We start from the raw sequence: 23,562 nt of genomic DNA on the forward strand, positions 1-23,562 counted from the left end.
CAGTACTTGACATAACTATAACCCTATGGTTGAGCTTTAGGGTTTGTTCGAAGTAGGAAGGCATCATGACGCCACCGCACAATTATCTGGCCGTCATCAAAGTCGTCGGCATCGGCGGCGGTGGCGTCAACGCTGTCAACCGCATGATCGAGCAGGGGCTCAAGGGCGTCGAGTTCATCGCCATCAACACCGACGCGCAGGCCCTGCTCATCTCTGATGCCGACGTGAAGCTGGACATCGGCCGCGAGTCGACCCGAGGCCTCGGCGCCGGCGCCAATCCGGATGTCGGCCGCATGGCCGCGGAGGACGCCAAGGACGAGATCGAGGAACTCCTCAAGGGCGCCGACATGGTCTTCGTGACCGCGGGTGAGGGCGGCGGCACCGGCACCGGCGGTGCGCCGGTGGTCGCATCGATCGCCCGCAAGCTCGGCGCGCTGACCGTCGGTGTCGTGACCCGCCCGTTCTCGTTCGAGGGCAAGCGACGTGGCAACCAGGCCGAGGCGGGCATCGCGGCGCTGCGCGAGTCGTGCGACACGCTCATCGTGATCCCCAACGACCGCCTGCTGCACCTGGGCGACGCGCAGGTGAGTCTGATGGACGCCTTCCGCAGTGCCGATGAGGTCCTCCTCAACGGCGTGCAGGGCATCACCGATCTCATCACCACGCCGGGCCTGATCAACGTCGACTTCGCGGATGTGAAGGGCGTGATGAGCGACGCGGGAAGTGCGCTGATGGGCATCGGGGCCTCGCGCGGCGAGGACCGGGCGCGCAAGGCGGCCGAGTCGGCGATCAACTCGCCGCTGCTCGAAGCGTCGATGGAGGGTGCACGCGGTGTGCTGATCTCGATCGCCGGCGGGAGCGACCTCGGTCTGTTCGAGATCAACGATGCGGCTTCGCAGGTGCAGGAAGCGGCACACGAGGACGCCAACATCATCTTCGGCACGGTCATCGACGACAACCTCGGCGACGAGGTTCGAGTGACGGTGATCGCCGCGGGCTTCGACGCCGGCGCACCGTCCAAGCGCCAGCAGGGCGCCCACGCCGCCACGGCGAGCAATGCCGGCGTCGCGCAGGCGCAGGCGGGGGAGACCGCCAAGCCCGATGCGAAGGACCCGCTGTTCGGCACCTCCCGGGAGCGCTCGGGCAACCCGTTCGGCGAGCCGACGCCCCGCCGCAACTCGGTGCGGCTCGACGACGATGACGTCGACGTCCCCGATTTCATGAAGTGATGGCGGCTGACGATTCCTTCGTCGTCCGGCGCGCGGTCACCACGCGCGCCGGCGGCGTCTCCGCGGCACCGTACGACTCTTTCAATCTCGGCGATCACGTGGGCGACGACCCCGCCGCGGTGGCGGCCAACCGGGAGCGGCTGGCCCGGGATCTCGGCGTGGAGCCCGCCCGGGTGGTGTGGATGGAACAACTGCACACGAGGAACGTGACCGTCGTCGACGGACCGGTCGCCGAACCGGTGCGCGCTACCGACGGACTGGTCACCGACCAGCGCGACCTGGTGCTCGCGGTGCTGACCGCGGACTGCGTTCCGGTGCTGCTGAGCGACGACGAGGCGGGGGTGATCGCCGCCGTGCACGCCGGTCGCGTCGGTGCCCGGATCGGTATCGTGCCGGAGGCATTGCGCGCGATGATCCGGCTGGGAGCGCGGCCGGAACGGATCGGGGCCTTCCTCGGCCCGGCCGCGAGCGGCGAACGGTATGAGGTGCCCGCGGCGATGCAGGCCGATGTGGAACGGCATCTGCCGGGCAGTTCGTGCCGAACCTCCACTGGGACGCCCGGGCTCGACCTGCGTGCGGGCATCCGGCGTCAACTGCTCGAGGCCGGTGTGTCGGCGGTGGCCGTCGACCCGCGCTGCACGATCAGCGACACGTCGCTGTTCAGCCATCGGCGCGGCGCGCCGACCGGCCGCCTGGCTTCAGTGATCTGGATGGACAGCGCCGGAGCGCGGCGGTGACCGACGAGCGGGATCCCCGCTCATCCGAGCTCGCCGACGGACTGGCCGCCACCGCGCGTCGCATCGCGGCCGCCGCGACCGCGGCCGGACGCGATCCGGCCGAGATCGGCCTGCTCGTCGTCACGAAGTACTTCCCGGCCGACGACGTGGTGCGGCTTCTGCGCCTGGGTGTGCGGGAGTTCGGCGAGTCCCGTGAGCCGGAGGCCGGGCGCAAGACGGCGGCGGTCCGTGCGCGGGTGGACGTCGATTTCGCCGTCGACATGATCGGACGGGTGCAGCGCAAGAAGGCAGGCGGTATCGCCCGCTGGGCGCGCCGCGTGCATTCGGTGGACTCCCTCCCACTGATCGAGGCCTTCGACGGCGCATCGGCGCGCGCTCTGGAGGCGGGTGACCGGGACCGGACGCTGGGCCTGTTGCTGCAGGTGAGCATCGACGGCGATCCGGAGCGCGGCGGTCTGGCCCCGGCGGAACTGGCTCCGGCCGCCGAACGGGTGCTCGCCTCGCCGGACACGCTCAGCCTGGACGGACTGATGGCCATGGCCCCGCTCGGAGCGGACCCCGACGAGGCCATGGAGCGGCTGGCCCGGATCCGCGCGGACTTCCTGCGACGGTTCCCACACGCAGTCGAGCTGTCGGCGGGGATGTCCGGAGATCTCGAAGCGGCGATCGCGCACGGATCGACGTGTGTGCGTGTCGGAACCGCAATTATGGGGACGCGGCCGATAGTCTCGCTTTAGTCACACTGGTCACAACAGAACCACTAGCGATCAGGTGTAGCGCCCATCCACCCGCAATGACTTCACCGTTCAGGAAGGCTCGTAATGACGACGATGCAGAAGTTCAAGGCATATTTCGGCATGGTGCCCCCGAGCGAGTTCGAGGACGACTACCTGGCCGACCCCGAGGAGCAGCCGGCCATGTCGGCACGTGAGCGTGCGTACATGGAGAAGTACCGCAGCAACGGGACCCGCGAGGACGCCTTCTACGGCGACGAGCAGTTCCGCGAGCGGGACTACCGGGGCGAATCCCGCTACCGCGAGGCCGACTACCGGGAGCCGGAGTACCGCGAACCGTTCGGAGAGGCCGAGCCGCGCTACCGCGAACCGGCCTACCGCGAGGCGGAGTTCGCCCGTTCGGCCGACGACCGCGCTTTCGCGGTACGCGCCGAGTCGGATCGCCCGTTTGTGGGCGCCCGCCGCTCGCCCGACGTGGAGTCGGTCCGCAGGCTCGAGCCGCTGAATCGTTCGTCCAACGTCACGGTGCGCGGCGCCAACGCCGTCGCGCTCGACCCCCAGGTCGACAACGATCCGCTGTCGGAGAGTGCCATGAAGAAGATCTCGACGCTGCGGCCGGCCGACTACTCGGAGGCCCGCACGATCGGCGAACGGTTCCGCGACGGCAGCCCGGTCATCATGGATCTGGCGGATATGAGCAACGACGAGGCCAAGCGTCTGGTCGACTTCGCCGCCGGCCTCGTCTTCGCGCTTCGCGGTTCGTTCGACAAGGTCGCCACCAAGGTCTTCCTGCTCTCGCCCAACGGTGTGGACGTCAGCCCGGAGGAGCGTCGCCGCATCGCCGAGAGCGGCTTCTACAGTCAGTCCTGAGCCGCAGCTCGTCGTCGTCCGCCGCGCCGCCCCGGTCGTTTCCGGGGCGGCGCGGCGTTCTGCACGGTTATCAGGCACCCTTGAGGGGTGAGCACCTTCCTCTGGATCCTGTACTTCGTACTGTTCTGTTACGTTCTGCTGCTCCTCGGCCGCTTCGTCGTCGAGCTGGTGCAGTCCTTCGCGCGCCGGTGGCGTCCGTCCGGGCCCGGCGTGGTCGTCATCGAATTCGTCTTCACACTGACCGATCCGCCGGTGAAGTTGCTGCGGAGACTGATCCCGCCGCTGTCTCTGGGTCCGGTGCGGCTCGACCTCTCGCTGATGATCGTGCTGATCGTGTTGTCGATCCTGATGCGGGTGGTTCTGGGCTTCGCGATCCACACCACGTGACTTCCACGAATGTGATTAATCGAATAGTCGCTGGTGGTCGGTGTGCAACGCCAATTCTGCTGCCTCAGCGTGTCATTTACGAAGTCCACGGTGACCCGATGATTCGGCCTAGATTCGATTGCGAACGGGTCGCGGGCAGACAACACGCCTTGGTCCTGGTGTGACGAGATGACACGCTAGTTGCGTAGTGGTACTGGTATTAATAGAAACGCGATCAAGATTGGGGCAGTTCGTGTTCGCCTGTGCGGACCTACGTTCCGGCTGACCGTGCCAGAAGACGGCGTGTACGAAATCAACACGCGAAATGACCTAAGGGGAGAGGCAGAAATGCGGCTCACACCAGCTGATGTGCACAACGTCGCGTTCAGCAAACCGCCGATCGGCAAGCGCGGTTACAACGAGGACGAGGTCGATCAATTCCTCGACTTCGTGGAGGCTGAACTCGCACGGCTGATCGACGAGAACAACGACCTGAAGCAGCGCGTCGGCGAACTCGAGACCGAACTCGACGAGGCGCGTTCCGGTGCCCCGGATCGCACTCAGGCGTTCGCGGCCGTCGCGGAGCCTGCTCCCGCGCCCGCACCGGAGCCCGCCGCGGCGCCGGCTCCCGCCGCTGACGAAGAGGCCAGCATGCGTGCGGCACGTGTGCTGGCGCTGGCCCAGGACACCGCAGACCGAGTCACGGGCAGCGCCCGGAGCGAGGCCGAGAGCCTGATGGCCGACGCTCGCCAGCGCTCGGACGCGATGGTGGCCGAGGCGAAGTCGAACGCCGACGCCACGCTCGCCGACGCTCGCCAGCGCAGCGAGGCACTCCTCGCCGATGCACAGACCCGAGCTGAGACCCAGGTGCGCCAGGCGCAGGAACGCGCGGACTTCCTGCAGCGCGACGCGGAGCAGAAGCACACCGAGATCATGACGACCATCAACCAGCAGCGCACGGTGCTGGAAGGCCGCATCGAGCAGCTCAAGACGTTCGAGCGCGAGTACCGCACTCGACTCAAGACGTACTTGGAGTCGCAGCTCGAGGAACTCCAGCAGCGCGGCAGTGCCGCCCCGGTGGAGAACGGACAGGCGAGTTATGCCGCTGAGGGCGGATACTCGCAGAGCTGATCTGGGGCTGACACCGACGTGTACACGCACATCTTCCCCGAACCGACGAGGGTGACATGCTGAGCCTTGCGCTGGCCGCCACCCTCGTCGGTTTCGGCCTTCTGGTGGTCGCACTGGTGACCAGTAATCTCCCGCTCGCGATCGCCTGCGTGGCGGTCTGCGTCGTCGGCCTGATCCTTCTGGTCATCGACACACTGCGGGCCAACCGGCGCGGTGGCGCCGGCGCCGAGGACGAGCCCTTGTTCACGATCCGCGGGCGTGAATCCGCGGCGCGCGAGGAGCCCCTCGACGCCGAGGACGAGGGTCCGGCTCGTGAGCACGTGCCCGTCGACTCGGGCGATGTCGGCGGCGGCGAGTCGGCGGGTCTCGGTTCGATCGTCTCGGCCACACCCGAACCCGTCTCGGAAGTGCCCACCGATCCGGGCAACGGCGAACTGTCCGCTCTGTCGGGCGGATTCTCCGCTCCGCAGCCGGGTGCGGAGCGCGCTCCCGAGGGCGCCGGAGACGTCAACGACTACCTCCGCTCGACGGGGTCGTTCCCCGTGCAGTCGGCGAGCGGGCCGCGCACGGGACCGCAGCCGGTTCCGCAGGGGCCTGCGCAGACTCCGCAGCAGCCGGCGCCGTCGGCAGCAGCGGAGAGCGGCGCACCGGAGACGAGTGCACCGCAGGCGGACGCGCTGCCGGAGACATATGTCGGGCGGCGGCGTCTGGCCGGCGATCCGACGGACGACATCGTGGTGCGGTCGTCGGACCCCGAGTTGCCGGCCATGCAGTTCGTCTGGGACGACACCGAGGACGATGGCGGGCGGTCACCGAAGAGCGACCCTTCCGACGACTGAGCCACCGCCCGAGCAGACCTCCCGGCCCGGTGCGGTCGGGCCCCGTGCAGTAGACTGATTGTTCGCAGCGACGACCCGGCAATCACCGGTGAGCTCCCGGAAGAACGGACCCGCTGGGTCTCAGTAGAACCGGGCGGGTGCGGCCCGACACAGCCGTCACGATGAGAGGCACGCCCCTCGGGCGTGCAAGCGGGGTGGTACCGCGCGCAGACCGTGAACTCAGGCGAGTCCACACAGTCGCGTCCCCGTGCCCACAGGGCCGACGAGAGCGTCGGCGAAGACCAGGCACGAGGAGCAGCGCGTGAGCGACACGACCCCCGAATCACAGCAGAGCACCACGGCGCGCGCCTACCCGATCGTCGATCTGACCGACGGAACCGGGCGGGGAGCGCCGTCGTTTCCCCAGGTCGAGGAGACCGTCCTGCAGTACTGGGCGGAGGACGACACCTTCAAGGCGTCGATCGCCAATCGCGAGGACGCACCGGAGTTCGTGTTCTACGACGGTCCGCCCTTCGCCAACGGACTTCCGCACTACGGCCACCTGCTCACCGGTTACGTCAAAGACGTGATCCCGCGGTACCAGACGATGCGCGGTAAGAAGGTCGACCGCCGATTCGGCTGGGACACCCACGGTCTGCCCGCCGAACTCGAGGCCGAGCGGCAACTCGGGATCACCGATAAATCGGAGATCGAGACGATGGGCGTCGACAAGTTCAACGAATACTGCCGCGACTCGGTTCTCCGCTACACGGGCGAGTGGCGCGACTACGTCACCCGGCAGGCCCGCTGGGTCGACTTCGAGAACGACTACAAGACGCTCGATCTGGACTTCATGGAGTCGGTCATGTGGGCCTTCAAGCGCCTGCACGACAAGGGCCTGGTGTACCAGGGATACCGCGTGCTCCCGTACTCCTGGTACGAGCAGACGCCGCTGAGCAACCAGGAGTCCAAGCTCGACGACGCCTACCGCATGCGCCAGGATCCGGCGGTCACCGTGACGATGCCGCTCTCCGCGCCGGGATCACCGCTCGACGGCGTCAACGCGCTGATCTGGACGACGACGCCGTGGACCCTTCCGTCGAACCTGGCGATCGCGGTACATCCCGAGACCGAGTACTCGCATGTGCGGACCGCCGACGGCGACGAGTACCTGCTGGCCTCGGCTCTTGTCGGTGCGTACGCGAAGGAACTCGGCGAACCGGAGACGGTCGGGGTGTACCTCGGCAAGGAACTGGCGGGGCTGAGTTACCGACCGCCGTTCGACTTCTTCCTCGGCCACCCCGCCTCGCACGTGGTGCTGCTGGCCGACTACGTCACCACCGACAGCGGCACCGGCGTCGTCCATCTCGCGCCGGCCTTCGGTGAGGAGGACATGGACGTCGCGACCGCCAACGGCATCGAGGTGGTGCAGCCGCTCGATCCGGGCGGCCGTTTCACCGATCTGGTGCCGCCGTACCAGGGCCAGATGGTCTTCGACGCCAACCCGAACATCATCAGAGATCTCAAGGCGGCGGGCCGCATCCTTCGGCACGAGACCATCGAGCACTCCTACCCGCACTCGTGGCGGTCGGGCCAGCCGCTGATCTACATGGCCGTGCCGTCGTGGTTCGTCGCCGTCACCGAGATCAAGGACCGGATGCTGGAGTTGAACCAGCAGATCACCTGGTCGCCGGCCCACATCCGGGACGGGCAGTTCGGCAAGTGGCTCGCCGGAGCCAAGGACTGGAACATCAGCCGCAACCGCTTCTGGGGAGCGCCGATCCCGGTATGGGTCTCCGACGATCCGGCGTACCCGCGGGTTGACGTCTACGGCAGTCTCGACGAGCTCGAGCGCGACTTCGGGGTGCGGCCGGAGAACCTGCACCGGCCCCACATCGACGAACTGACCCGGCCGAATCCCGACGATCCGACCGGGCGTTCGACGATGCGACGCGTGCCGGAGGTCCTGGACTGCTGGTTCGAGTCCGGGTCGATGCCGTACGCGCAGGTGCATTACCCGTTCGAGAACACCGAGTGGTTCGACGGCGGCGGCGATCAGCTGGCGCACAATCCGGGCGACTTCATCGTCGAGTACAACGGACAGACCCGCGGCTGGTTCTACAACCTGCACGTGCTGGCCACCGCCCTCTTCGACCGCCCCGCGTTCAAAACGGTGGCCGCACACGGCATCGTGCTCGGCGATGACGGTCAGAAGATGAGCAAGTCCAAGCGCAACTACCCCGACGTCAACGAGGTATTCGACCGCGACGGCTCCGATGCGATGCGCTGGTTCCTGATGGCCTCGCCGATCCTGCGCGGCGGCAACCTGGTGGTCACCGAGCGCGGCATCCGCGAGGGAGTGCGCCAGGCTCTGCTGCCGATGTGGAACGCATACAGCTTCCTGCAGCTGTACGCGGAGCGCCCGGCCACGTGGCGCACCGATTCGCAGCACGTCCTCGACCGCTACATCCTCGCCAAACTGGCCCAGACGCGCGACGAGATGACCGCGGCGCTCGACGTCTACGACATCGCCGGCGCCTGCGAGAGTTTCCGCGAGTTCTGCCAGTCGCTGACCAACTGGTACGTGCGGCGGTCGCGGGCCCGGTTCTGGGCGGGCCAGGACACCGACCCCGACGCCTTCGACACGCTGTACACGGTGCTGGAGGTGGCGGGCCGGCTCGCCGCACCGCTGCTTCCGCTGGCCACCGAGGCGATGTGGCGGGGATTGACCGGTGAACGGTCGGTGCACCTGACCGACTGGCCGGCCGAGGACGAGCTGCCCTCCGATACGGAACTGGTGGCGGCCATGGATCAGGTGCAGACCGTGTGCTCGGTCGCGTCGAGTGTCCGCAAGGCCAACAAGCTGCGCGTCCGTCTCCCGCTTCCGGCGCTGACCGTCGCCGCGCCCGCGGCCGAACGGATGGCGCCGTACACCGATCTGATCGCCGACGAGATGAACGTCAAGCAGGTCGTGCTCTCGACCGACGTCGACGCCGTCGGCCGCGTGGAGGTGGCCGTGAACGCACGAGCGGCCGGGCCGCGGATCGGCAAGGACGTCCAGCGCGCGATCAAGGCGGTGAAGTCGGGCGACTGGGAGTTCGGCACCGATCCGGAGACCGGCGAACAGACCGTCGTCGCCGACGGGATCGTCCTGAAGGGCGAGGAGTTCTCACGGAAGCTGGTCGCCGTCGCACCCGATTCGACCGCCGAGATGCCGGGCGGGGCGGGTCTGGTGGTCCTCGACACGGCGGTGACGCCCGCACTCGAAGCCGAGGGCTGGGCGAAGGACCGGGTCCGCGAACTGCAGGACGCGCGCCGCAACCTCGGGCTGGAGATCTCCGACCGCATCTCGGTGCGCCTGGCGGTGCCCGAGGAGCGGGTGGAGACCGCGAGGCGTCATTCGGACATGATCGCCGGCGAGGTGTTGGCGACCGCGTTCGACGTGACCTCGGACCGACCGGGGGCGATCGAACTCGGAGACGGCGTCACCGCCGACATCGAGAAGGCGTAGTCGCCGCTCGGCTCACGCGCCGAGCGCGGTCATCTCCGGGAACCTGGGCGAGAGGTCGTCGCCGCTGGAGGTGCCGCGCAGGCGTCTGCCGATCCACGGCACGGCGAACTCCCTGATCCAACGCCGGTTCTCGGCGCGCCGGCGGGCGGGCGACAGGTCGGGGAGCGGGGCCTGCTCCAGCGGCCGGAGGCCGTGCTCGACGCCGAGCGCGTCGAGCACGGCGATCGCCATGCGCTGATGGCCCGCGGCCGACATGTGCAGCCGATCGAAGTCCCAGAGGCGGACGTCGCGGTAGTCGTCGATCCGCCAGAAGTCGACGATGGTGGCGCCGTGGCGGTCGGCGATCTCGCGGACGCCCTCGTTGTAGATCGCGAAGCGCCCGCGAAGGGCGCTGAAGAGGGGCCAGCCGCCCGGATCGTGCGCGGTGAACAGCACGAGTCGCGCACCGGACTCGGTCAGTCGCGCCACGGCGGCGTCGTACGTCGAGAGCAGGGCGTCGATGTCGACCTTGGGCCGGAGGATGTCGTTGCCGCCGGCGTAGAGGGTGATCAGATCCGGGTCGAGTGCGAGCGCCGGCTCCACCTGTTCGGCCACGATCGGCTCGAGCTTGCGACCGCGGATGGCGAGGTTGGCGTACTCGGCGCCGGGCTCGAGCCGCGCCAACTCGGCCGCCACCCGGTCCGCCCAGCCGCGGACTCCGTTCGGCCGCTGCGGGTCGTGGTCCCCGACTCCTTCGGTGAAGGAGTCGCCCAATGCTGCATATCGAAGGAAAGGCACGTCTGCCGAGAGTACGCCCGCGGGGCCGGCGATAGAATCGGGCCATGAGCGGCGACGATCTCGAGCGACTCCAGCGCTGGGAGGACAACGGCGCGCAGTGGGAGGTCGTGTCGCTGCGGCCGGACTCGGCGACCATCGCGCTGCTGCGCTGCGACGCGGGTGAAGAGGTCGACCGCTTCGTCACCACCGATCCCCGAGTGCTGGCCCTGTGCCGCCGTCCCCGTGACTGACTCCGCACCCGGCACCGCCGGCGGGGAGCGCAGCGCGCGCTGGGTGCTGCACATCGACATGGATGCCTTCTTCGCGTCGGTGGAGCAGCTCACGCGGCCGACCCTGGCCGGGCGTCCGGTGCTCGTCGGCGGCACCGGTGGCCGCGGCGTGGTGGCCGGAGCCAGCTACGAGTCGCGGACGTTCGGTGCCCGTTCGGCGATGCCGATGCATCAGGCGCGGCGGCTGGTCGGCGGCTCCGCGGTGGTGGTTCCGCCGCGCGGATCGGTGTACTCGGTGGTGAGCCGCCGCGTCTTCGGACTCGTGAGAACCTTCGTCCCGGTCATCGAGACGCTCTCGTTCGACGAGGCGTTCGGCGAACCGCAGGAGCTCGCGGGCGCCACCGCCGCCGACGCGCTCGACTTCGCCCACCGGCTGCGCGCCGCGATCCGGGAGGAGACGGGGCTGCCCGCTTCGGTGGGCTTCGGCTCGGGCAAACAGATCGCCAAGATCGCCTCCGGAATGGCCAAACCCGATGGGGCCAAGGTGATTCCGCCGTCCACGGAATTGGACTTCCTGCAAGCGCTGCCGGTGCGCAAGCTGTGGGGGATCGGCCCGGTGACCGGAGACCGACTGGCTCGGCTGGGAGTGGAGACCATCGGCGACCTGGCGGCGCTCTCGGATGTCGAGGTCGCCTCGGTCCTCGGCGCCACCGCGGGACCGTCGCTGCACCGGCTCGCGCGCGGGATCGACGATCGCCCGGTGACCGAGCGGGCGGAGGCGAAGCAGATCAGCGCCGAATCGACCTTCGCGGTCGACATCGTGCGCGCGGCCGAACTCCGGGCGGCCGTCTCGGGCGCGGCGTCGCATGCGCATCGACGGCTGCTGGCGGACGGCCGCGGCGCGCGGACCGTGGTGGTGAAGTTGCGCCGCTCCGACATGTCGATCCTGACCCGCTCGACCACTCTGCCCGCGCCGACGACCGACCTCGATGCGCTGACCGCGGCGGCGCACCGGGTGATGCTCGATCCCTTGGAGGTGGGGCCGATCCGCCTGGTCGGCGTCGGATACTCCGGGTTGTCGGACACTCACCAGGAGACGCTGTTTCCCGATCTCGGTGACCTCGGTGACTCCGCGTCGCCCTCCGGCACGGGGGCTGCGGCCACTGGTGCGCCCGGCGTCCCGGACGAGGACACCGCCGCCGAACCCGTCGTCGACTGGCCCACCGGTACCGACGTCTCGCATCCCGATCACGGCCACGGATGGGTGCAGGGCGGGGGTCACGGCTTCGTGACCGTCCGGTTCGAGACGCGCGCGACCGGTCCGGGCCGCGCGCAGACCTTCCGACTGCCCGAGCCGAGACTGACGCGGGCGGACCCGCTCGACAGCCTCGCCTGGGACGAGGTCGCCGAATCGGGGGATCCGGACTAGACAGTACAGCTGGGGCTGTGCGGTCAGGGGGACGACGCCGCGAAGAAGGCGGCGATCGCGTCGGCGTCGGCGCCGCGGGAGAGCAGGGCGATGAGGGCCATCCGCGCCTGCGGCGCCCGCAGCCACGGGGAGAAGATCGCGCCGGCCCGGACGAGATCGACGCCGCCGCCACCACCACCGTAGGTCGGCTCCACCGGGCCGTACGGGACCCGGGTCGACACGACCACCGCCACGTCGCGCTGCACCGCGAGATTCACCTCGGCGGTGATGTCGGGATGGGTGTTGCCAGAGCCGGTCGCCGACAGCACGATGCCCGCCGCCCGCTGGGCGACCGCCGACGCGATGGTGCCGGGTGAGACGCCGGGGTAGAGCGCGAGCAGGTCGACACGGGCCGGCCTGCCCTCGGGAAGAGTGTCCGAGACCAGCGGTCGCGGCAGGTCGGGATGGACGGTGTCGAATGCGGTGACCTCGGTGGTCGAGGTCTTGAACACGCCGCGCGCGCCGAGAACCCGGCCGCCGATCGCCACCAGCACACCGCGTCCGCGCGAGTCCGCGTCGGCCGCCAGCGCCACCGCGGCGGCGATGTTGGCCGGACCGTCGGAGAGCGGGTGATCGGCCGGGAACTGCGCGCCGGTGAACACCACCGGGCGGGGGTCGGCGGCGAAGACGTCCGCCAAGTAGGCGGTCTCCTCGAGAGTGTCGGTTCCATGCGTCACCACCACTCCGGCGACCGCGGGATCGGCGAAGGCCTCGGCGATCGCTGCGACGATTGCGAACTGGTCGCGGACGGTCATCGCCGACGAGTCCTTGGCCATCAGCTCGACGGGTGCGACCCGGACGTCGTCGGCGGTCGCCGGGACGAGGTCGGCCGCGTGCAGGACCGGCACGGCCCCGTCGTCGGTGGTCTGCGAGGCGGCGGTGCCGCCAGTGGTGATCATCACGACCTGACGTGTGCTCATGGTCTCGATTCTTGCATCCCGCGTCGATCGTGTCTGCAGCTCGCGGTGGGGCTGGCGAGACAGATGAGACCAAGCTGAGAAGTCACCCGATACCGGCCTGAGCGAGTGTGCGGATCGCGGGCTCTTTGGCATAGTGGTCTGAGTTCGGGTCTGGGAGGGCCCGCTGGAATCCGACCCCAATGTGAGGACTACTTCGGTGAACATTCGCAGAATCGTGACCGGTGCCGTGCTTGCCGGCGCCATCGCCGCGACCGCGGCGTGCGGCGGCAACGACAACTCCGACGCTCCGCCCGTGCCCAGTGCCACCACGTCCAGCGCCGCGGCCACGAGCAGTGCGGCCACCGGCACCGAGGCCGAGATGACGAACCCGAACAAGGTTCCCGGCGTCGCCGCACTCAACGACATGCTTCAGAAGGCGCTCGATCCGAATATCAAGCCGGCGGCCAAGACCGACCTGGTCGAGGGCTCCGAGGTGGACCCGAACCTCTTCACGCAGCTGGTGAAGGCCAAGAAGGAGAACCCGGACGTCACCTACGAGATCAAGAAGCCGATCCTGAAGGCCGGGCCCAACCGAGCCAAGGTGAAGGTCGAGGTGAAGCTGCCGAACAACCCGCCGACCAAGATCGACGCGTCGATCGTCTTCGACAACGGCCGCTGGAAGCTCTCCAAGGAGACCGTCTGCCCGCTGCTGAGCCAGACCGACGTGCAGTCGCCGCTGTGCGTTTCGCCGTCGAGCAAGGCCAAGAGCGCGACCTCGAGCAAGAAGGCCGCGGGCTGATTCCGGTCAGCCGCTGACCGGAGCACATCCATTCGCCCTCGCCAGGCGCGGAGTCATTCCGACTTCCGCCAGGTGAGGGTGAATTCGTTCTGCTGCAGGATGGGCCGGTTGGGGTCGTCGCCGGTCAGTTCGCGGCCGCCCTTCATCGTGAGGTCGCCCGAGACCGGCAGCAGCGAGCGGAGATCGACCGTCAACGAGCCCGAGCCGCTCATCGAGAACTTCGCGATGTGCAGCTTCGCGTCGGACCCCGGGATAGAGAAGACCGAGTCGACCGGTGTCTCGTCGACCCGCACGTCGAGTTTGAGGATGTCGCCTTCGCGAGCGGTCAGTGTCACGGTCATGGTCTGGGTGACCGTCGCGGCCGCGGACACCGTCCGCACCGACTGCCATCGGGCACCCGGGGCCACCGGGGTGGTCGGCACCGGCACCGCGTAGTCGAGCGCCCCGACGAGCGACTGCTCCAGCGCGCTGCGTGCGGGTGACTCGGACGATTCGTCGGGCTTGAGGCGCAGCCGGGTGGGCACCAGGCCCGGGGCGTACGAGATGCCGCCCGTGGATCCGTCGAGCGCGCCGAGCAGGCCGTCGAGAGCGGTGTCCTTGCTGGTGGGCGTTCCGATGGAGAACTCGAGACTGCTCGGATCGTCGCACACGGCGCGCGCGGTGATCGGAGTGACGAGTTGCTGCTCGGTCTTCTGCACCTGATTGGTGTTCTCCGTGCGCGAGGTCGGTGCCACGCTCGCCTCGAGCGACGAGGTCTCCAGCGTGACCCGCTGGGCGGCATCGGTCCTCGGCGAGACGGTGAGCGGCTGCGCCGGACCCTCGCCGGGGGAGAGGACGGTCACCTCGGCGTCGGGCACGGTGATCGACCGCGCGCCGTCGGACTTGCTGGCCGGCGTCGTGGCACACGGACCGTCGCCGGAGGCGTCGTTCGAAGACGAACACGCCGCGGCGCCGGACGCCAGAACGACCGCCGCGGCGGCCATGCCGACGGCGCGGCGGGCAGTGGTGGAACGCGGGGAAACCGGAGACGAGACAGTCACCCGAGCCAGAGTAGTGCGGGCCGCGGGCCGTCCCGACGAGGCGGGGTGCGACGCTGACGCGGCCGATGTGGAGAATTGAGGTCATGAACCAACCTGCGGCGCAGCGCGCCGGAGACCCGGCGCGCCGCCGCGGAGTCGGGCTGATCCCCGTTCTCATCGCGGTGGCGGTCGCCGCCTACCTGATCGACGTCCTCAGCAAGGTGCTGGTGGTTGCGAAGATGGAACCCGGTGAGACGGTGTCGGTGATCGGCGACTTCCTCACCTTTCACCTGGTCCGCAACAGCGGCGCGGCGTTCTCCATGGCCACCGGCTACACGTGGGTGCTGACCTTCGTCGCGCTGGCCGTCGTCGTGGTGATCGCGCGCTACGCCAAGCGGCTCGGTTCGCTGGGCTGGGTGATCGGCCTGGGCCTGGTGCTGGGCGGGGCGCTGGGCAATCTGACCGACCGGATGTTCCGCGATCCGGCGCCGCTGCGCGGCCATGTGGTCGACTTCATTCAGGTGGGGAGTTGGTGGCCCACCTTCAACATGGCCGATTCGGCGGTCGTCTGCGGTGCGGTTCTGTTGGTCGTGCTGACCCTGCTCGGTTACGACTACGACGGATCCCGCACCGGATGGGCGGCTCGGCACGGCAGTGAGAAGCACCCGGCGGAGTCGGGCGAGGACGAGGAGGACCACGATGCGTGACTCGCGGGCGATGCCGGTCCCCGACGGTCTCCACGGGATGCGCGTGGACGCGGGCGTGGCGCGCGTGCTCGGTCTCTCGCGCACGGTGGTCGCGACGCTCGCCGACGCCGGTGACATCACCGTCGACGGCGTCCCGGTGGGCAAGTCCCACAAGCTGGCGGCCGGATCGTGGCTCGACGTGCTTCTTCCCGAGCCGGAGCAGCCGCTCACGGTGGAGCCGACACCGGTCGAAGACCTCGAGGTGCTCTACCACGACTCCGACATCATCGTCGTCGACAAGCCCGCCGGCGTCGCGGCGCATCCGTCGCTCGGCTGGTCGGGGCCGACCGTCATCGGAGCGCTGGCGGCGGCCGGCTTCCGCATCTCCACCTCGGGTGCGCACGAGCGCCAGGGCATCGTGCACCGCCTCGACGCGGGTACCTCGGGGGTGATGGTGGTGGCCGCGTCCGAACGCGCGTACTCGCTGATGAAGCGGGCGTTCAAGGAACGCACCGTCGAGAAGCGGTACCACGCGCTGGTGCAGGGGCACCTCGATCCGCCGTCCGGGACGATCGACGCGCCGATCGGTCGACATCCCGGGTCCGATTGGCGTTTCGCCGTCACCGCGGGCGGTCGTGAATCCGTGACGCATTACGACACCCTGGAGATGTTCGCGGCGGCGTCGTTGCTCGACGTTCATCTGGAGACCGGACGCACGCACCAGATCCGTGTGCACTTCTCGGCGATGCACCATCCGTGCTGCGGCGACCCGACCTACGGCGCCGATCCTCGGCTCGCGGGCCGGCTGGGGCTCGAACGGCAGTGGCTGCACGCCCGGATGCTGGCCTTCGCGCACCCCGCCGACGGTCGTCGCGTGGAGTTCACCTCGGAGTACCCGGCCGATCTGCAGCACGCCCTGGACGTTCTCCGGGAGCCGTGAGACGAGGAGGTGATCGGCCCTCGCGCGGGCCGCTCGTCTCATCCGTCACAGGTCCGCGTGCCACGGCGGAAGTGTCCGAGGTCTTCTCTACAGTGGAGTGGTCTCAAGTTGGTTCGATCGCCTCAAGGAGTCGCCGCGTGTCCGGGTCGTTCGTTCATCTTCACAATCACACCGAGTACTCGATGCTCGACGGTGCCGCGAAGATGTCCCCGTTGTTCGCCGAGGCCGAGCGCCTGGGCATGACGGCGATCGGGATGACCGACCACGGCAACATGTTCGGTGCGAGCGAGTTCTACAACACCGCGCGCAAGCACGGCATCAAGCCGATCATCGGCATCGAGGCGTACATCGCACCGGAGTCCCGTTTCAACACTAAGCGGATCCAGTGGGGCACGCGCGACCAGAAGTCCGACGACGTCTCCGGTTCGGGTGCGTACACGCATATGACGATGGTCGCCGAGAACGCCACCGGGCTGCGGAACCTCTTCAAACTGTCGTCGCTGGCGTCGATCGAGGGACAGCTCGGCAAGTGGGCGCGTATGGACGCCGAGATCATCGCCGAGCACGCCGAAGGGATCATCGCGACCACCGGCTGCCCGTCCGGTGAGGTGCAGACGCGGCTGCGGCTGGGCCACGAGGCCGAGGCTCTCGAGGCGGCGGGCAAGTGGCAGGAGATCTTCGGCAAGGAGAACTTCTACCTCGAGCTGATGGAGCACGGCCTCGAGATCGAGCAGCGGGTGCGGTCGGGGCTCCTCGACATCGGCCGCAAGCTCGGCATCAAGCCGCTGGTCACCAACGACTGTCACTACGTCACCCGCGATCACGCCAAGGCGCACGAGGCGCTGCTGTGCCTCCAGACGGGCAAGACGCTGTCGGACCCGACACGGTTCAAGTTCGACGGCGACGGCTACTACCTCAAGTCGGCGGAGGAGATGCGAGCGCTGTGGGACGACGTCGTCCCCGGCGGCTGCGATTCGACGCTCGAGATCGGCGAACGCGTGCAGTCGTACGAGGAGGTCTACGCGCACCACGACCGGATGCCGATCTTCCCGGTGCCGGACGGCTACACGCAGGAGACGTGGCTGGCGCGCGAGGTGATGGCCGGTCTGGACCGCCGGTTCGACGGCAATCCGCCCGCGGACTACATCTCGCGCGCCGAGTACGAACTGTCGGTCATCAACCAGATGGGTTTCCCGGCCTACTTCCTCGTCGTCGGCGACCTCATCCGGCACGCCCTGGAGGTCGGGATCCGCGTCGGGCCGGGACGAGGCAGCGCCGCGGGGTCGCTGGTGGCCTACGCGCTCGGCATCACGAACATCGATCCCATTCCGCACGGTCTGCTGTTCGAGCGGTTCCTCAACCCCGAGCGCGTGTCGATGCCCGACATCGACATCGACTTCGACGACCGTCGCCGCGGTGAGATGATCACCTACGCCTCCCAGAAGTGGGGCCACGACAAAGTGGCTCAGGTCATCACCTTCGGCACGATCAAGACCAAGGCCGCGATCAAGGACTCGGCCCGCGTCCAATTCGGTCAGCCGGGCTTCGCGATCGCAGACCGGATCACCAAGGCGCTCCCGCCGCCGATCATGGCCAAGGACATCCCGGTCTGGGGCATCACCGATCCCGAGCACGAGCGGTACTCGGAGGCCACCGAGGTCCGCACGCTGATCGAGACCGATCCGGACGTCAAGCGGATCTACGACACCGCCCTCGGCCTGGAGGGGCTGGTCCGCAACGCGGGCGTGCACGCCTGCGCGGTGATCATGTCGAGCGAACCGCTCACCGACGCGATCCCGGTCTGGAAGCGTGCGCAGGACGGCGCCATCATCACCGGTTGGGACTATCCCTCGTGCGAGGCCATCGGTCTGCTCAAGATGGACTTCCTCGGGCTGCGCAACCTGACCGTCATCGGTGACGCGATCGAGAACATCAAGACCAACCGCGGCATCGACCTCGATCTCGACAAGCTGCCGCTCGAGGATCCGAAGACCTACGAGCTGCTGGCGCGGGGCGACACGCTCGGCGTCTTCCAGCTCGACGGCGCGGCCATGCGCGAGCTGCTGAAGATGATGCAGCCCACCGGCTTCGAAGACATCGTCGCCGTGTTGGCGCTGTACCGCCCGGGGCCGATGGGTGTGAACGCGCACACCGACTACGCCAAGCGGAAGAACGGTCTGCAGGACGTCAAGCCGATCCATCCCGAGTTGGAGGAGCCGCTCAAGGAGATCCTGGCGGAGACCTACGGCCTGATCGTCTACCAGGAGCAGATCATGCAGATCGCTCAGAAGGTGGCGGGCTACTCGCTCGGACAGGCCGACCTGCTCCGTCGTGCGATGGGAAAGAAGAAGAAGGAGATCCTCGACGAGGCCTACGACGGTTTCGCGGAGGGGATGAAGAACAACGGCTTCTCACAGGGGGCGATCACCGCCCTGTGGGACACGGTTCTGCCGTTCGCCGGCTACGCCTTCAACAAATCGCACGCCGCCGGCTACGGGCTGGTCTCGTTCTGGACCGCCTATCTCAAGGCCAACTACCCGGCCGAGTACATGGCGGGGCTGCTGACGTCGGTCGGCGACGACAAGGACAAAGCGGCGATCTACCTCGCGGACTGTCGCAAGATGGGCATCACGGTGCTGCCACCCGACGTCAACGAGTCGCGTGCCGACTTCGCCGCGGTGGGGGAGGACATCCGATTCGGTCTGGCCGCGATCCGCAACGTCGGGTCCGGAGTGGTCTCCTCGATCATCTCGGCGCGCGAGGAGAAGGGCACCTACACGAGCTTCTCGGACTACTTGGGCAAGATCGACGTGCAGGCGTGCAGCAAGAAGGTCACCGAGTCGCTGATCAAAGCCGGCGGTTTCGATTCGCTCGGTCACGACCGCAAGGGCCTGTTCCTCGTTCACTCCGAAGCGATCGACGCCGTGCTGTCGACCAAGAAGGCCGAAGCGGTCGGCCAGTTCGACCTCTTCGGCGGTGTCGGAGACGACGACGGCGGTGCCTCGGACGTGTTCGCGGTCAAGGTGCCGGAGGACGAGTGGGAGACCAAGCACAAGCTCGCTCTCGAACGAGACATGCTGGGCCTGTACGTGTCCGGCCACCCACTGGCAGGACTGGAGCACGCGATCGCGGCGCAGACCGACACCTCGATCACCGCGCTCCTCGAAGGGTCGGTGGCCGACGGCGCGCAGATCACCATCGGCGGCATCATCTCCTCGGTGACCCGACGGGTGAACAAGAAGGGCGAGCCGTGGGCGGCGGTCCAGCTCGAGGACATGGTGGGCGGCGTCGAGGTGTACTTCTTCCCGCGCGCGTACGTCGCGTACGGGATGGACCTGGTGCCCGACAACATCGTCCTGGTCAAGGCCCGTGTCAACAAGCGTGACGATTCGACGATGATCAGCGCCAACGACCTCGCGGTTCCGGACCTGTCAGCGGTCGGCACCACCAAGCCGCTGAATCTCACGCTGTCGGCCCGCGTCTGCACGCCCGACCGGGTCAGCGCGCTCAAACAGATCCTCGTGCGTCATCCGGGGACCTCCGACGTTCATGTGACGCTGGTCAGCGACCGGAAGCAGACGCAGTTGCGGTTGATGGACTCACTGCGCGTGGCGCCGTCGTCGGCCCTGATGGGGGATTTGAAGGCACTCCTGGGCCCGAGCTGTCTGACCTGAGAAGGGCAGGCACGAGGCCGAGATTCGGTTCACCGAATCTCAACTCGTCGACTGAGCTACACTGTGGATATGACCACGCTGATCCGACAGGCACCTCAGCCCGCAACTGTGCATCGCGCCGTGCAGGTTCCGGTGTTCGGGGTGCCGTGGCCGCTGTACAAGCTGGCCGCTGTGGTCGCCGGCGTGGTCGTCGCCGCGCTCGTGTTCACCTTCACCGGCTCCGGGACGGCGTCAATGTGGGCCAGTGCAGTCGCGGTGATCACGGTGTGGTGGGGCGGCTATGTGCTGCTTCGTGAACGGTGGGACGATGGAGAGCGTGACTTCATCGCCGAACACCACTCCCGCCGCTGATTCGACCCTCACCCCGGCGAGCATTGAGGCTGCGGCACGTCGTCTGGACGGCGTCGTACGCCGGACACCGCTGGAGGACTGCCCCCGCCTGAGTGACGCCACCGGTGCGCGAGTGCATCTCAAGCGCGAGGATCTGCAGACCGTCCGCTCCTACAAGATCCGCGGCGCCTACAACGTCATGGCGCAGCTGAGCGCAGATGAACTGGCCGCAGGCGTCGTCGCGGCGAGCGCGGGCAATCACGCACAGGGCGTCGCGTTCGCGTGCGCCACCATGCAGGTCAAGGGTCGGATCTACGTACCGACGACCACTCCCAAGCAGAAGTGCGACCGGATTCTGTGGCATGGCCGAGGGTTCGTCGAGCTCATTCCGGTCGGTGAGACCTACGACGCCGCGGCGGCCGCGGCCCAGAGCGATGTGATCCGCACGGGCGCCACGTGGATCCACGCCTTCGACGACCCGCGCACGGCGGCCGGGCAGGGCACGATCGGCAAGGAGATCCTCGAGCAGCTCGGAGCCGATCCCGACGTCGTCGTGTTGCCGGTCGGCGGTGCGGGCTGCATGGCCGGAATCGTCACCTACCTGCGTGCGGCGTGCCCCGGCGTCGCGATCGTCGGCGTGGAGCCGCACGGTGCCGTGTCGCTCGCGGCCGCGCTGGTCAACGGTGCACCGTACACGCTGCCGACCGTCGACTCCTTCGTCGACGGTGCGGCAGTGCAGCGCATCGGCGGCCTGGGGCACGGCGTGATGGCGGCCGCCGGGGCCCGGGTGGTGAACCACCCCGTGCTCGCCGACGTCACCTCGCACCCGCGGGTGCCGGTGATCGAGGCCTCGGAGATCGACCTCGCGCCGGGCAGCGTCACCATCACGAATGTGAGCGAGGGGGCGATCTGCTCGACCATGCTCGAGCTGTACCAGAACGAGGGGATCATCGCCGAGCCCGCGGGCGCGCTCGCGGCGACCGCGGTGCGCGAACTCGATCTTCCCGCCGGTGCCACCGTGGTCGCACTCGTCTCGGGCGGCAACAACGACGTCTCCCGCTACGGCGAGATCATCGAGCGGTCGTTGGTGCACCGCGGTCTCAAGCACTACTTCCTGGTGAACTTCCCGCAGGAGCCGGGCGCGCTGCGCCGCTTCCTCGACGACGTCCTCGGTCCCGACGACGACATCACTCTGTTCGAGTACGTCAAGCGGAACAACCGCGAGACCGGGGCCGCGTTGGTCGGCGTGGAACTCGGCGACCCGTCGGATCTGTCCGGGTTGCAGGACCGGATGAAGCGCTCCCGTCTGGACGTCGAACAACTCGAGCCGGACACTCCGGCGTACCGCTACCTGACGTAGGCGGACCCAGCGCGACGGCGGTCGCTCCCGGCAACGACGGGGGCGGCCGCCGTCGTCGTCTCGACCACCCGATCACCTGGTTACCGGCGTCGTGGGAGGGTCACCTGCCTATTTCCTACATAGGTGAAGTTATGTGTGGCGCCTGGCACACTTTCCCGAAATCGCTGTGTATATTACGACCGAACACCCCCTCGGGGGTGGGGCCGGCGGGGGGCGCGGCGACTGTCGACTCCCCACCGCACCCGCGGAGGCGAAGAGGGCGAAGGCAGGGGATTGAGCACAGACACGGTGGACGCGCACCCACGTGCTGCTGCGCGTCGTTGGTCCGACAGCGGCGCCCGCAAATGGTTCGACGAGCACATCAAGAAGTCCTTCGAGACCTTCGGCCGTCAGCTCGCGATGTTCGTCGAAGTGTTCAAGGTCCTCATCGAAGACATCGTCAAGAAGCGCTTCCCCTTCGGCGAGTTCATCCGGCAGTGCGCGTTCATGGCCTCCACGTCGGTCTTCCCGACGCTGCTCGTGGCGATCCCGATCGGCGTCATCGTCTCGATCCAGGTCTCGAACATCGCCGGCCAGATCGGCGCCACGTCGTTCTCCGGCGCCGCGACCGGCCTCGGCGTCATCCGGCAGGGCGCGCCGCTGGTGACTTCGCTGCTGCTGGCGGGTGCGGTCGGCTCGGCCATCGCCGCCGACCTCGGCTCGCGCACGATCCGCGAGGAGATCGACGCCATGCGGGTGATGGGAGTCAACCCGATCCAGCGTCTGATCTCGCCCCGGCTGCTCGCCACGATGGTGGTCTCGTTCCTGCTCTGCGGCTTCGTCTGCTTCGTCGGCTTCATCACCGGCTACCTGTTCAACGTCTACTTCCAGGGCGGGACGCCCGGCAGCTACACGGGGACGTTCGCTTCCTTCGCCGGCGTGCCCGATCTGTTGTTCGCCCTGGTGAAAGCCGTGATCTTCGGCGCCATCGTGGCGATCGTCGCCTGCGACCGCGGCCTCACCACCAGCGGCGGCCCGGCCGGTGTCGCGAACTCGGTGAATGCGGCGGTCGTCAACTCGGTGATCCTGCTGTTCACCGTCAACGTGGTGCTCACCCAGGTGTTCGCACTCGTCGTGCCGGCGAAGGTGGTGTGAGATGGCCGCGTCACGCTACGTACCGCCGCTGCTCAAACCGCTCGGCTGGCTGCGGAAGCTGTGGGAGGCGCCGCGCGACGGCATCGTCGCGATGGGGCACCTGATCACCTTCCTCGTGAAGTCGATCGGACTGGCGCCCATCACCTTCACGCACTACCGGAAAGAGGTCTGGCGACTGCTCTCCGACGTGGCGTGGGGCAACGGCGCGATCGTCGTCGGCGGCGGAACCGTCGGCGTCATGGTGATCCTCGGCGTGATGGGCGGCGCGACCGTCGGCATCGAGGGCTACACGGCGCTCAACCTGCTCGGCATGTCGCCGATCACGGGCGGACTCTCGGCGTTCGCGACCACCCGTGAGATCGCTCCGCTGCTGGCCGCGACGGCGTTCACCGCACAGTCGGGCTGCCGGTTCACGGCGCAGCTCGGGTCGATGCGGATCAGCGAGGAGATCGACGCGCTCGAATCGATCGCGATCCGGCCGCTGCCTTATCTGGTGACGACCCGGATGGCCGCGGCGGTCCTGTCGATCATCCCGCTGTACGCGATCTCGCTGGCCGCCAACTACATCGCCTGCCAGTTCATGTTCCAGATCCAGTCGGGACAGGGATCGGGCACCTACCTGCACTACTTCGACGAATTCATCCTGTCGCGCGATGTGGTCTTCTCGTTCCTCAAAGTCATAGTCTTCGTCCTGCTCACGACCTTCATCCAGTGCTACTACGGATACTTCGCGTCGGGCGGTCCGGAAGGCGTGGGTGTCGCGGCCGGGCATGCGATCCGGCTGTCGATCATCACGATCGTCTTCGCGAACCTGATCCTCACGCTGGTGTTCTGGGGCACCTCGGCCGGCATCAAGATATCGGGGTGACGG

21 protein-coding genes are annotated in these 23,562 nt (G+C 68.2%); 18 read left to right on the forward strand and 3 right to left on the reverse strand.

Annotated elements, in window-relative coordinates; all coding sequences use genetic code 11:
• Positions 1-65 precede the first annotated feature (65 nt).
• The 8 genes from ftsZ to ileS all read left to right on the forward strand — a co-directional run bounded on the left by ftsZ (position 66) and on the right by ileS (position 9,396).
• Positions 66-1,229, forward strand: coding sequence for a cell division protein FtsZ (gene ftsZ, locus Y710_RS05560; protein WP_006895332.1), 1,164 nt, complete (start codon positions 66-68; stop codon positions 1,227-1,229).
• The gene (gene pgeF, locus Y710_RS05565; RefSeq protein ID WP_062366721.1) at positions 1,229-1,966 is read left to right on the forward strand and encodes a peptidoglycan editing factor PgeF; all 738 of its coding nucleotides are present in this window, start codon (positions 1,229-1,231) and stop codon (positions 1,964-1,966) included. Before ftsZ ends, pgeF begins: the two co-directional genes overlap by 1 nt.
• Positions 1,963-2,703 carry a YggS family pyridoxal phosphate-dependent enzyme gene (locus tag Y710_RS05570; RefSeq protein ID WP_062366723.1) on the forward strand — a complete coding sequence of 247 codons (741 nt, stop codon included), beginning with the start codon at positions 1,963-1,965 and terminating at the stop codon, positions 2,701-2,703. Before pgeF ends, Y710_RS05570 begins: the two co-directional genes overlap by 4 nt.
• Positions 2,704-2,787: 84 nt before the next feature.
• A complete protein-coding gene (sepF, locus tag Y710_RS05575) occupies positions 2,788-3,570 on the forward strand; it encodes a cell division protein SepF (RefSeq protein WP_062366725.1) in 783 nt (260 codons plus the stop codon).
• 87 nt (positions 3,571-3,657) lie between these two features.
• Entirely contained in the window at positions 3,658-3,957 is a 300-nt protein-coding gene (locus Y710_RS05580) for a YggT family protein (RefSeq protein WP_006895336.1), read from the forward strand.
• A 327-nt stretch (positions 3,958-4,284) separates the two neighbouring features.
• Positions 4,285-5,067, forward strand: coding sequence for a DivIVA-like cell division protein Wag31 (locus Y710_RS05585; protein ID WP_006895337.1), 783 nt, complete (start codon positions 4,285-4,287; stop codon positions 5,065-5,067).
• A gap of 56 nt (positions 5,068-5,123) precedes the next feature.
• Positions 5,124-5,906, forward strand: a complete 783-nt coding sequence (locus tag Y710_RS05590; RefSeq protein ID WP_062366727.1) for a hypothetical protein — start codon at positions 5,124-5,126, stop codon at positions 5,904-5,906.
• Positions 5,907-6,207: 301 nt separating this feature from the next.
• A complete protein-coding gene (ileS, locus tag Y710_RS05595) occupies positions 6,208-9,396 on the forward strand; it encodes an isoleucine--tRNA ligase (protein ID WP_062366730.1) in 3,189 nt (1,062 codons plus the stop codon).
• Positions 9,397-9,408: 12 nt separating this feature from the next.
• Here ileS and Y710_RS05600 read toward each other — a convergent pair whose 3' ends face one another.
• Positions 9,409-10,173 (reverse strand): SGNH/GDSL hydrolase family protein, encoded by a 765-nt coding sequence (locus Y710_RS05600; protein ID WP_039866949.1) that lies wholly within the window; start codon positions 10,171-10,173, stop codon positions 9,409-9,411.
• A 44-nt stretch (positions 10,174-10,217) separates the two neighbouring features.
• On the opposite strand from Y710_RS05600, the gene Y710_RS05605 reads away from it, so the two are divergent.
• Positions 10,218-10,403, forward strand: coding sequence for a hypothetical protein (locus tag Y710_RS05605; protein ID WP_006895341.1), 186 nt, complete (start codon positions 10,218-10,220; stop codon positions 10,401-10,403).
• A complete protein-coding gene (locus tag Y710_RS05610) occupies positions 10,396-11,811 on the forward strand; it encodes a DNA polymerase IV (RefSeq protein WP_006895342.1) in 1,416 nt (471 codons plus the stop codon). The genes Y710_RS05605 and Y710_RS05610 overlap by 8 nt, the downstream gene beginning before the upstream one ends.
• A gap of 23 nt (positions 11,812-11,834) precedes the next feature.
• Here Y710_RS05610 and Y710_RS05615 read toward each other — a convergent pair whose 3' ends face one another.
• Positions 11,835-12,770, reverse strand: a complete 936-nt coding sequence (locus Y710_RS05615) for an asparaginase (protein WP_006895343.1) — start codon at positions 12,768-12,770, stop codon at positions 11,835-11,837.
• Between the two features lie 196 nt (positions 12,771-12,966).
• On the opposite strand from Y710_RS05615, the gene Y710_RS05620 reads away from it, so the two are divergent.
• Positions 12,967-13,548, forward strand: coding sequence for a WKL family lipoprotein (locus Y710_RS05620; RefSeq protein WP_006895344.1), 582 nt, complete (start codon positions 12,967-12,969; stop codon positions 13,546-13,548).
• Between the two features lie 53 nt (positions 13,549-13,601).
• Here the strand turns inward: Y710_RS05620 and Y710_RS05625 are convergent, their stop codons facing one another.
• Positions 13,602-14,588, reverse strand: a complete 987-nt coding sequence (locus Y710_RS05625) for a hypothetical protein (protein ID WP_062366732.1) — start codon at positions 14,586-14,588, stop codon at positions 13,602-13,604.
• Between the two features lie 83 nt (positions 14,589-14,671).
• Here Y710_RS05625 and lspA point away from each other — a divergent pair, with 83 nt between their 5' ends.
• From lspA to Y710_RS05660, 7 genes are all read left to right on the forward strand, one after another.
• Positions 14,672-15,274: a signal peptidase II gene (gene lspA / locus Y710_RS05630; protein WP_006895346.1), complete on the forward strand. Its 603-nt coding sequence runs from the start codon at positions 14,672-14,674 to the stop codon at positions 15,272-15,274.
• Positions 15,267-16,193, forward strand: a complete 927-nt coding sequence (locus tag Y710_RS05635) for an RluA family pseudouridine synthase (protein WP_062366734.1) — start codon at positions 15,267-15,269, stop codon at positions 16,191-16,193. Before lspA ends, Y710_RS05635 begins: the two co-directional genes overlap by 8 nt.
• 137 nt (positions 16,194-16,330) lie before the next feature.
• Entirely contained in the window at positions 16,331-19,867 is a 3,537-nt protein-coding gene (gene dnaE, locus Y710_RS05640) for a DNA polymerase III subunit alpha (RefSeq protein ID WP_006895348.1), read from the forward strand.
• A gap of 69 nt (positions 19,868-19,936) precedes the next feature.
• Positions 19,937-20,218: a hypothetical protein gene (locus Y710_RS05645; RefSeq protein ID WP_039866952.1), complete on the forward strand. Its 282-nt coding sequence runs from the start codon at positions 19,937-19,939 to the stop codon at positions 20,216-20,218.
• Positions 20,175-21,557 (forward strand): threonine ammonia-lyase IlvA, encoded by a 1,383-nt coding sequence (gene ilvA, locus Y710_RS05650; protein ID WP_006895349.1) that lies wholly within the window; start codon positions 20,175-20,177, stop codon positions 21,555-21,557. The genes Y710_RS05645 and ilvA overlap by 44 nt, the downstream gene beginning before the upstream one ends.
• A gap of 288 nt (positions 21,558-21,845) precedes the next feature.
• Positions 21,846-22,691, forward strand: coding sequence for an MlaE family ABC transporter permease (locus Y710_RS05655; protein ID WP_006895350.1), 846 nt, complete (start codon positions 21,846-21,848; stop codon positions 22,689-22,691).
• 1 nt (position 22,692) lies between these two features.
• A complete protein-coding gene (locus tag Y710_RS05660) occupies positions 22,693-23,559 on the forward strand; it encodes an ABC transporter permease (RefSeq protein ID WP_006895351.1) in 867 nt (288 codons plus the stop codon).
• The last annotated feature ends 3 nt before the right edge of the window (positions 23,560-23,562 follow it).

This window comes from Gordonia sp. QH-12 (assembly GCF_001578675.1).
In the GTDB taxonomy this organism is placed as follows: Bacteria; Actinomycetota; Actinomycetes; order Mycobacteriales; family Mycobacteriaceae; genus Gordonia; species Gordonia sihwensis.

What these genes read in the sequence shown, in the direction of transcription:
- ftsZ (WP_006895332.1), top strand. Translation starts at nt 66, where the DNA reads ATGACGCCACCGCACAATTATCTGGCCGTCATCAAAGTCGTCGGCATC.
- pgeF (WP_062366721.1), top strand. Translation starts at nt 1,229, where the DNA reads ATGGCGGCTGACGATTCCTTCGTCGTCCGGCGCGCGGTCACCACGCGC.
- sepF (WP_062366725.1), top strand. Translation starts at nt 2,788, where the DNA reads ATGACGACGATGCAGAAGTTCAAGGCATATTTCGGCATGGTGCCCCCG.
- Y710_RS05585 (WP_006895337.1), top strand. Translation starts at nt 4,285, where the DNA reads ATGCGGCTCACACCAGCTGATGTGCACAACGTCGCGTTCAGCAAACCG.
- Y710_RS05590 (WP_062366727.1), top strand. Translation starts at nt 5,124, where the DNA reads ATGCTGAGCCTTGCGCTGGCCGCCACCCTCGTCGGTTTCGGCCTTCTG.
- Y710_RS05605 (WP_006895341.1), top strand. Translation starts at nt 10,218, where the DNA reads ATGAGCGGCGACGATCTCGAGCGACTCCAGCGCTGGGAGGACAACGGC.
- Y710_RS05615 (WP_006895343.1), bottom strand. Translation starts at nt 12,770, where the DNA reads ATGAGCACACGTCAGGTCGTGATGATCACCACTGGCGGCACCGCCGCC.
- lspA (WP_006895346.1), top strand. Translation starts at nt 14,672, where the DNA reads ATGAACCAACCTGCGGCGCAGCGCGCCGGAGACCCGGCGCGCCGCCGC.
- Y710_RS05635 (WP_062366734.1), top strand. Translation starts at nt 15,267, where the DNA reads ATGCGTGACTCGCGGGCGATGCCGGTCCCCGACGGTCTCCACGGGATG.
- Y710_RS05645 (WP_039866952.1), top strand. Translation starts at nt 19,937, where the DNA reads ATGACCACGCTGATCCGACAGGCACCTCAGCCCGCAACTGTGCATCGC.
- ilvA (WP_006895349.1), top strand. Translation starts at nt 20,175, where the DNA reads ATGGAGAGCGTGACTTCATCGCCGAACACCACTCCCGCCGCTGATTCG.
- Y710_RS05660 (WP_006895351.1), top strand. Translation starts at nt 22,693, where the DNA reads ATGGCCGCGTCACGCTACGTACCGCCGCTGCTCAAACCGCTCGGCTGG.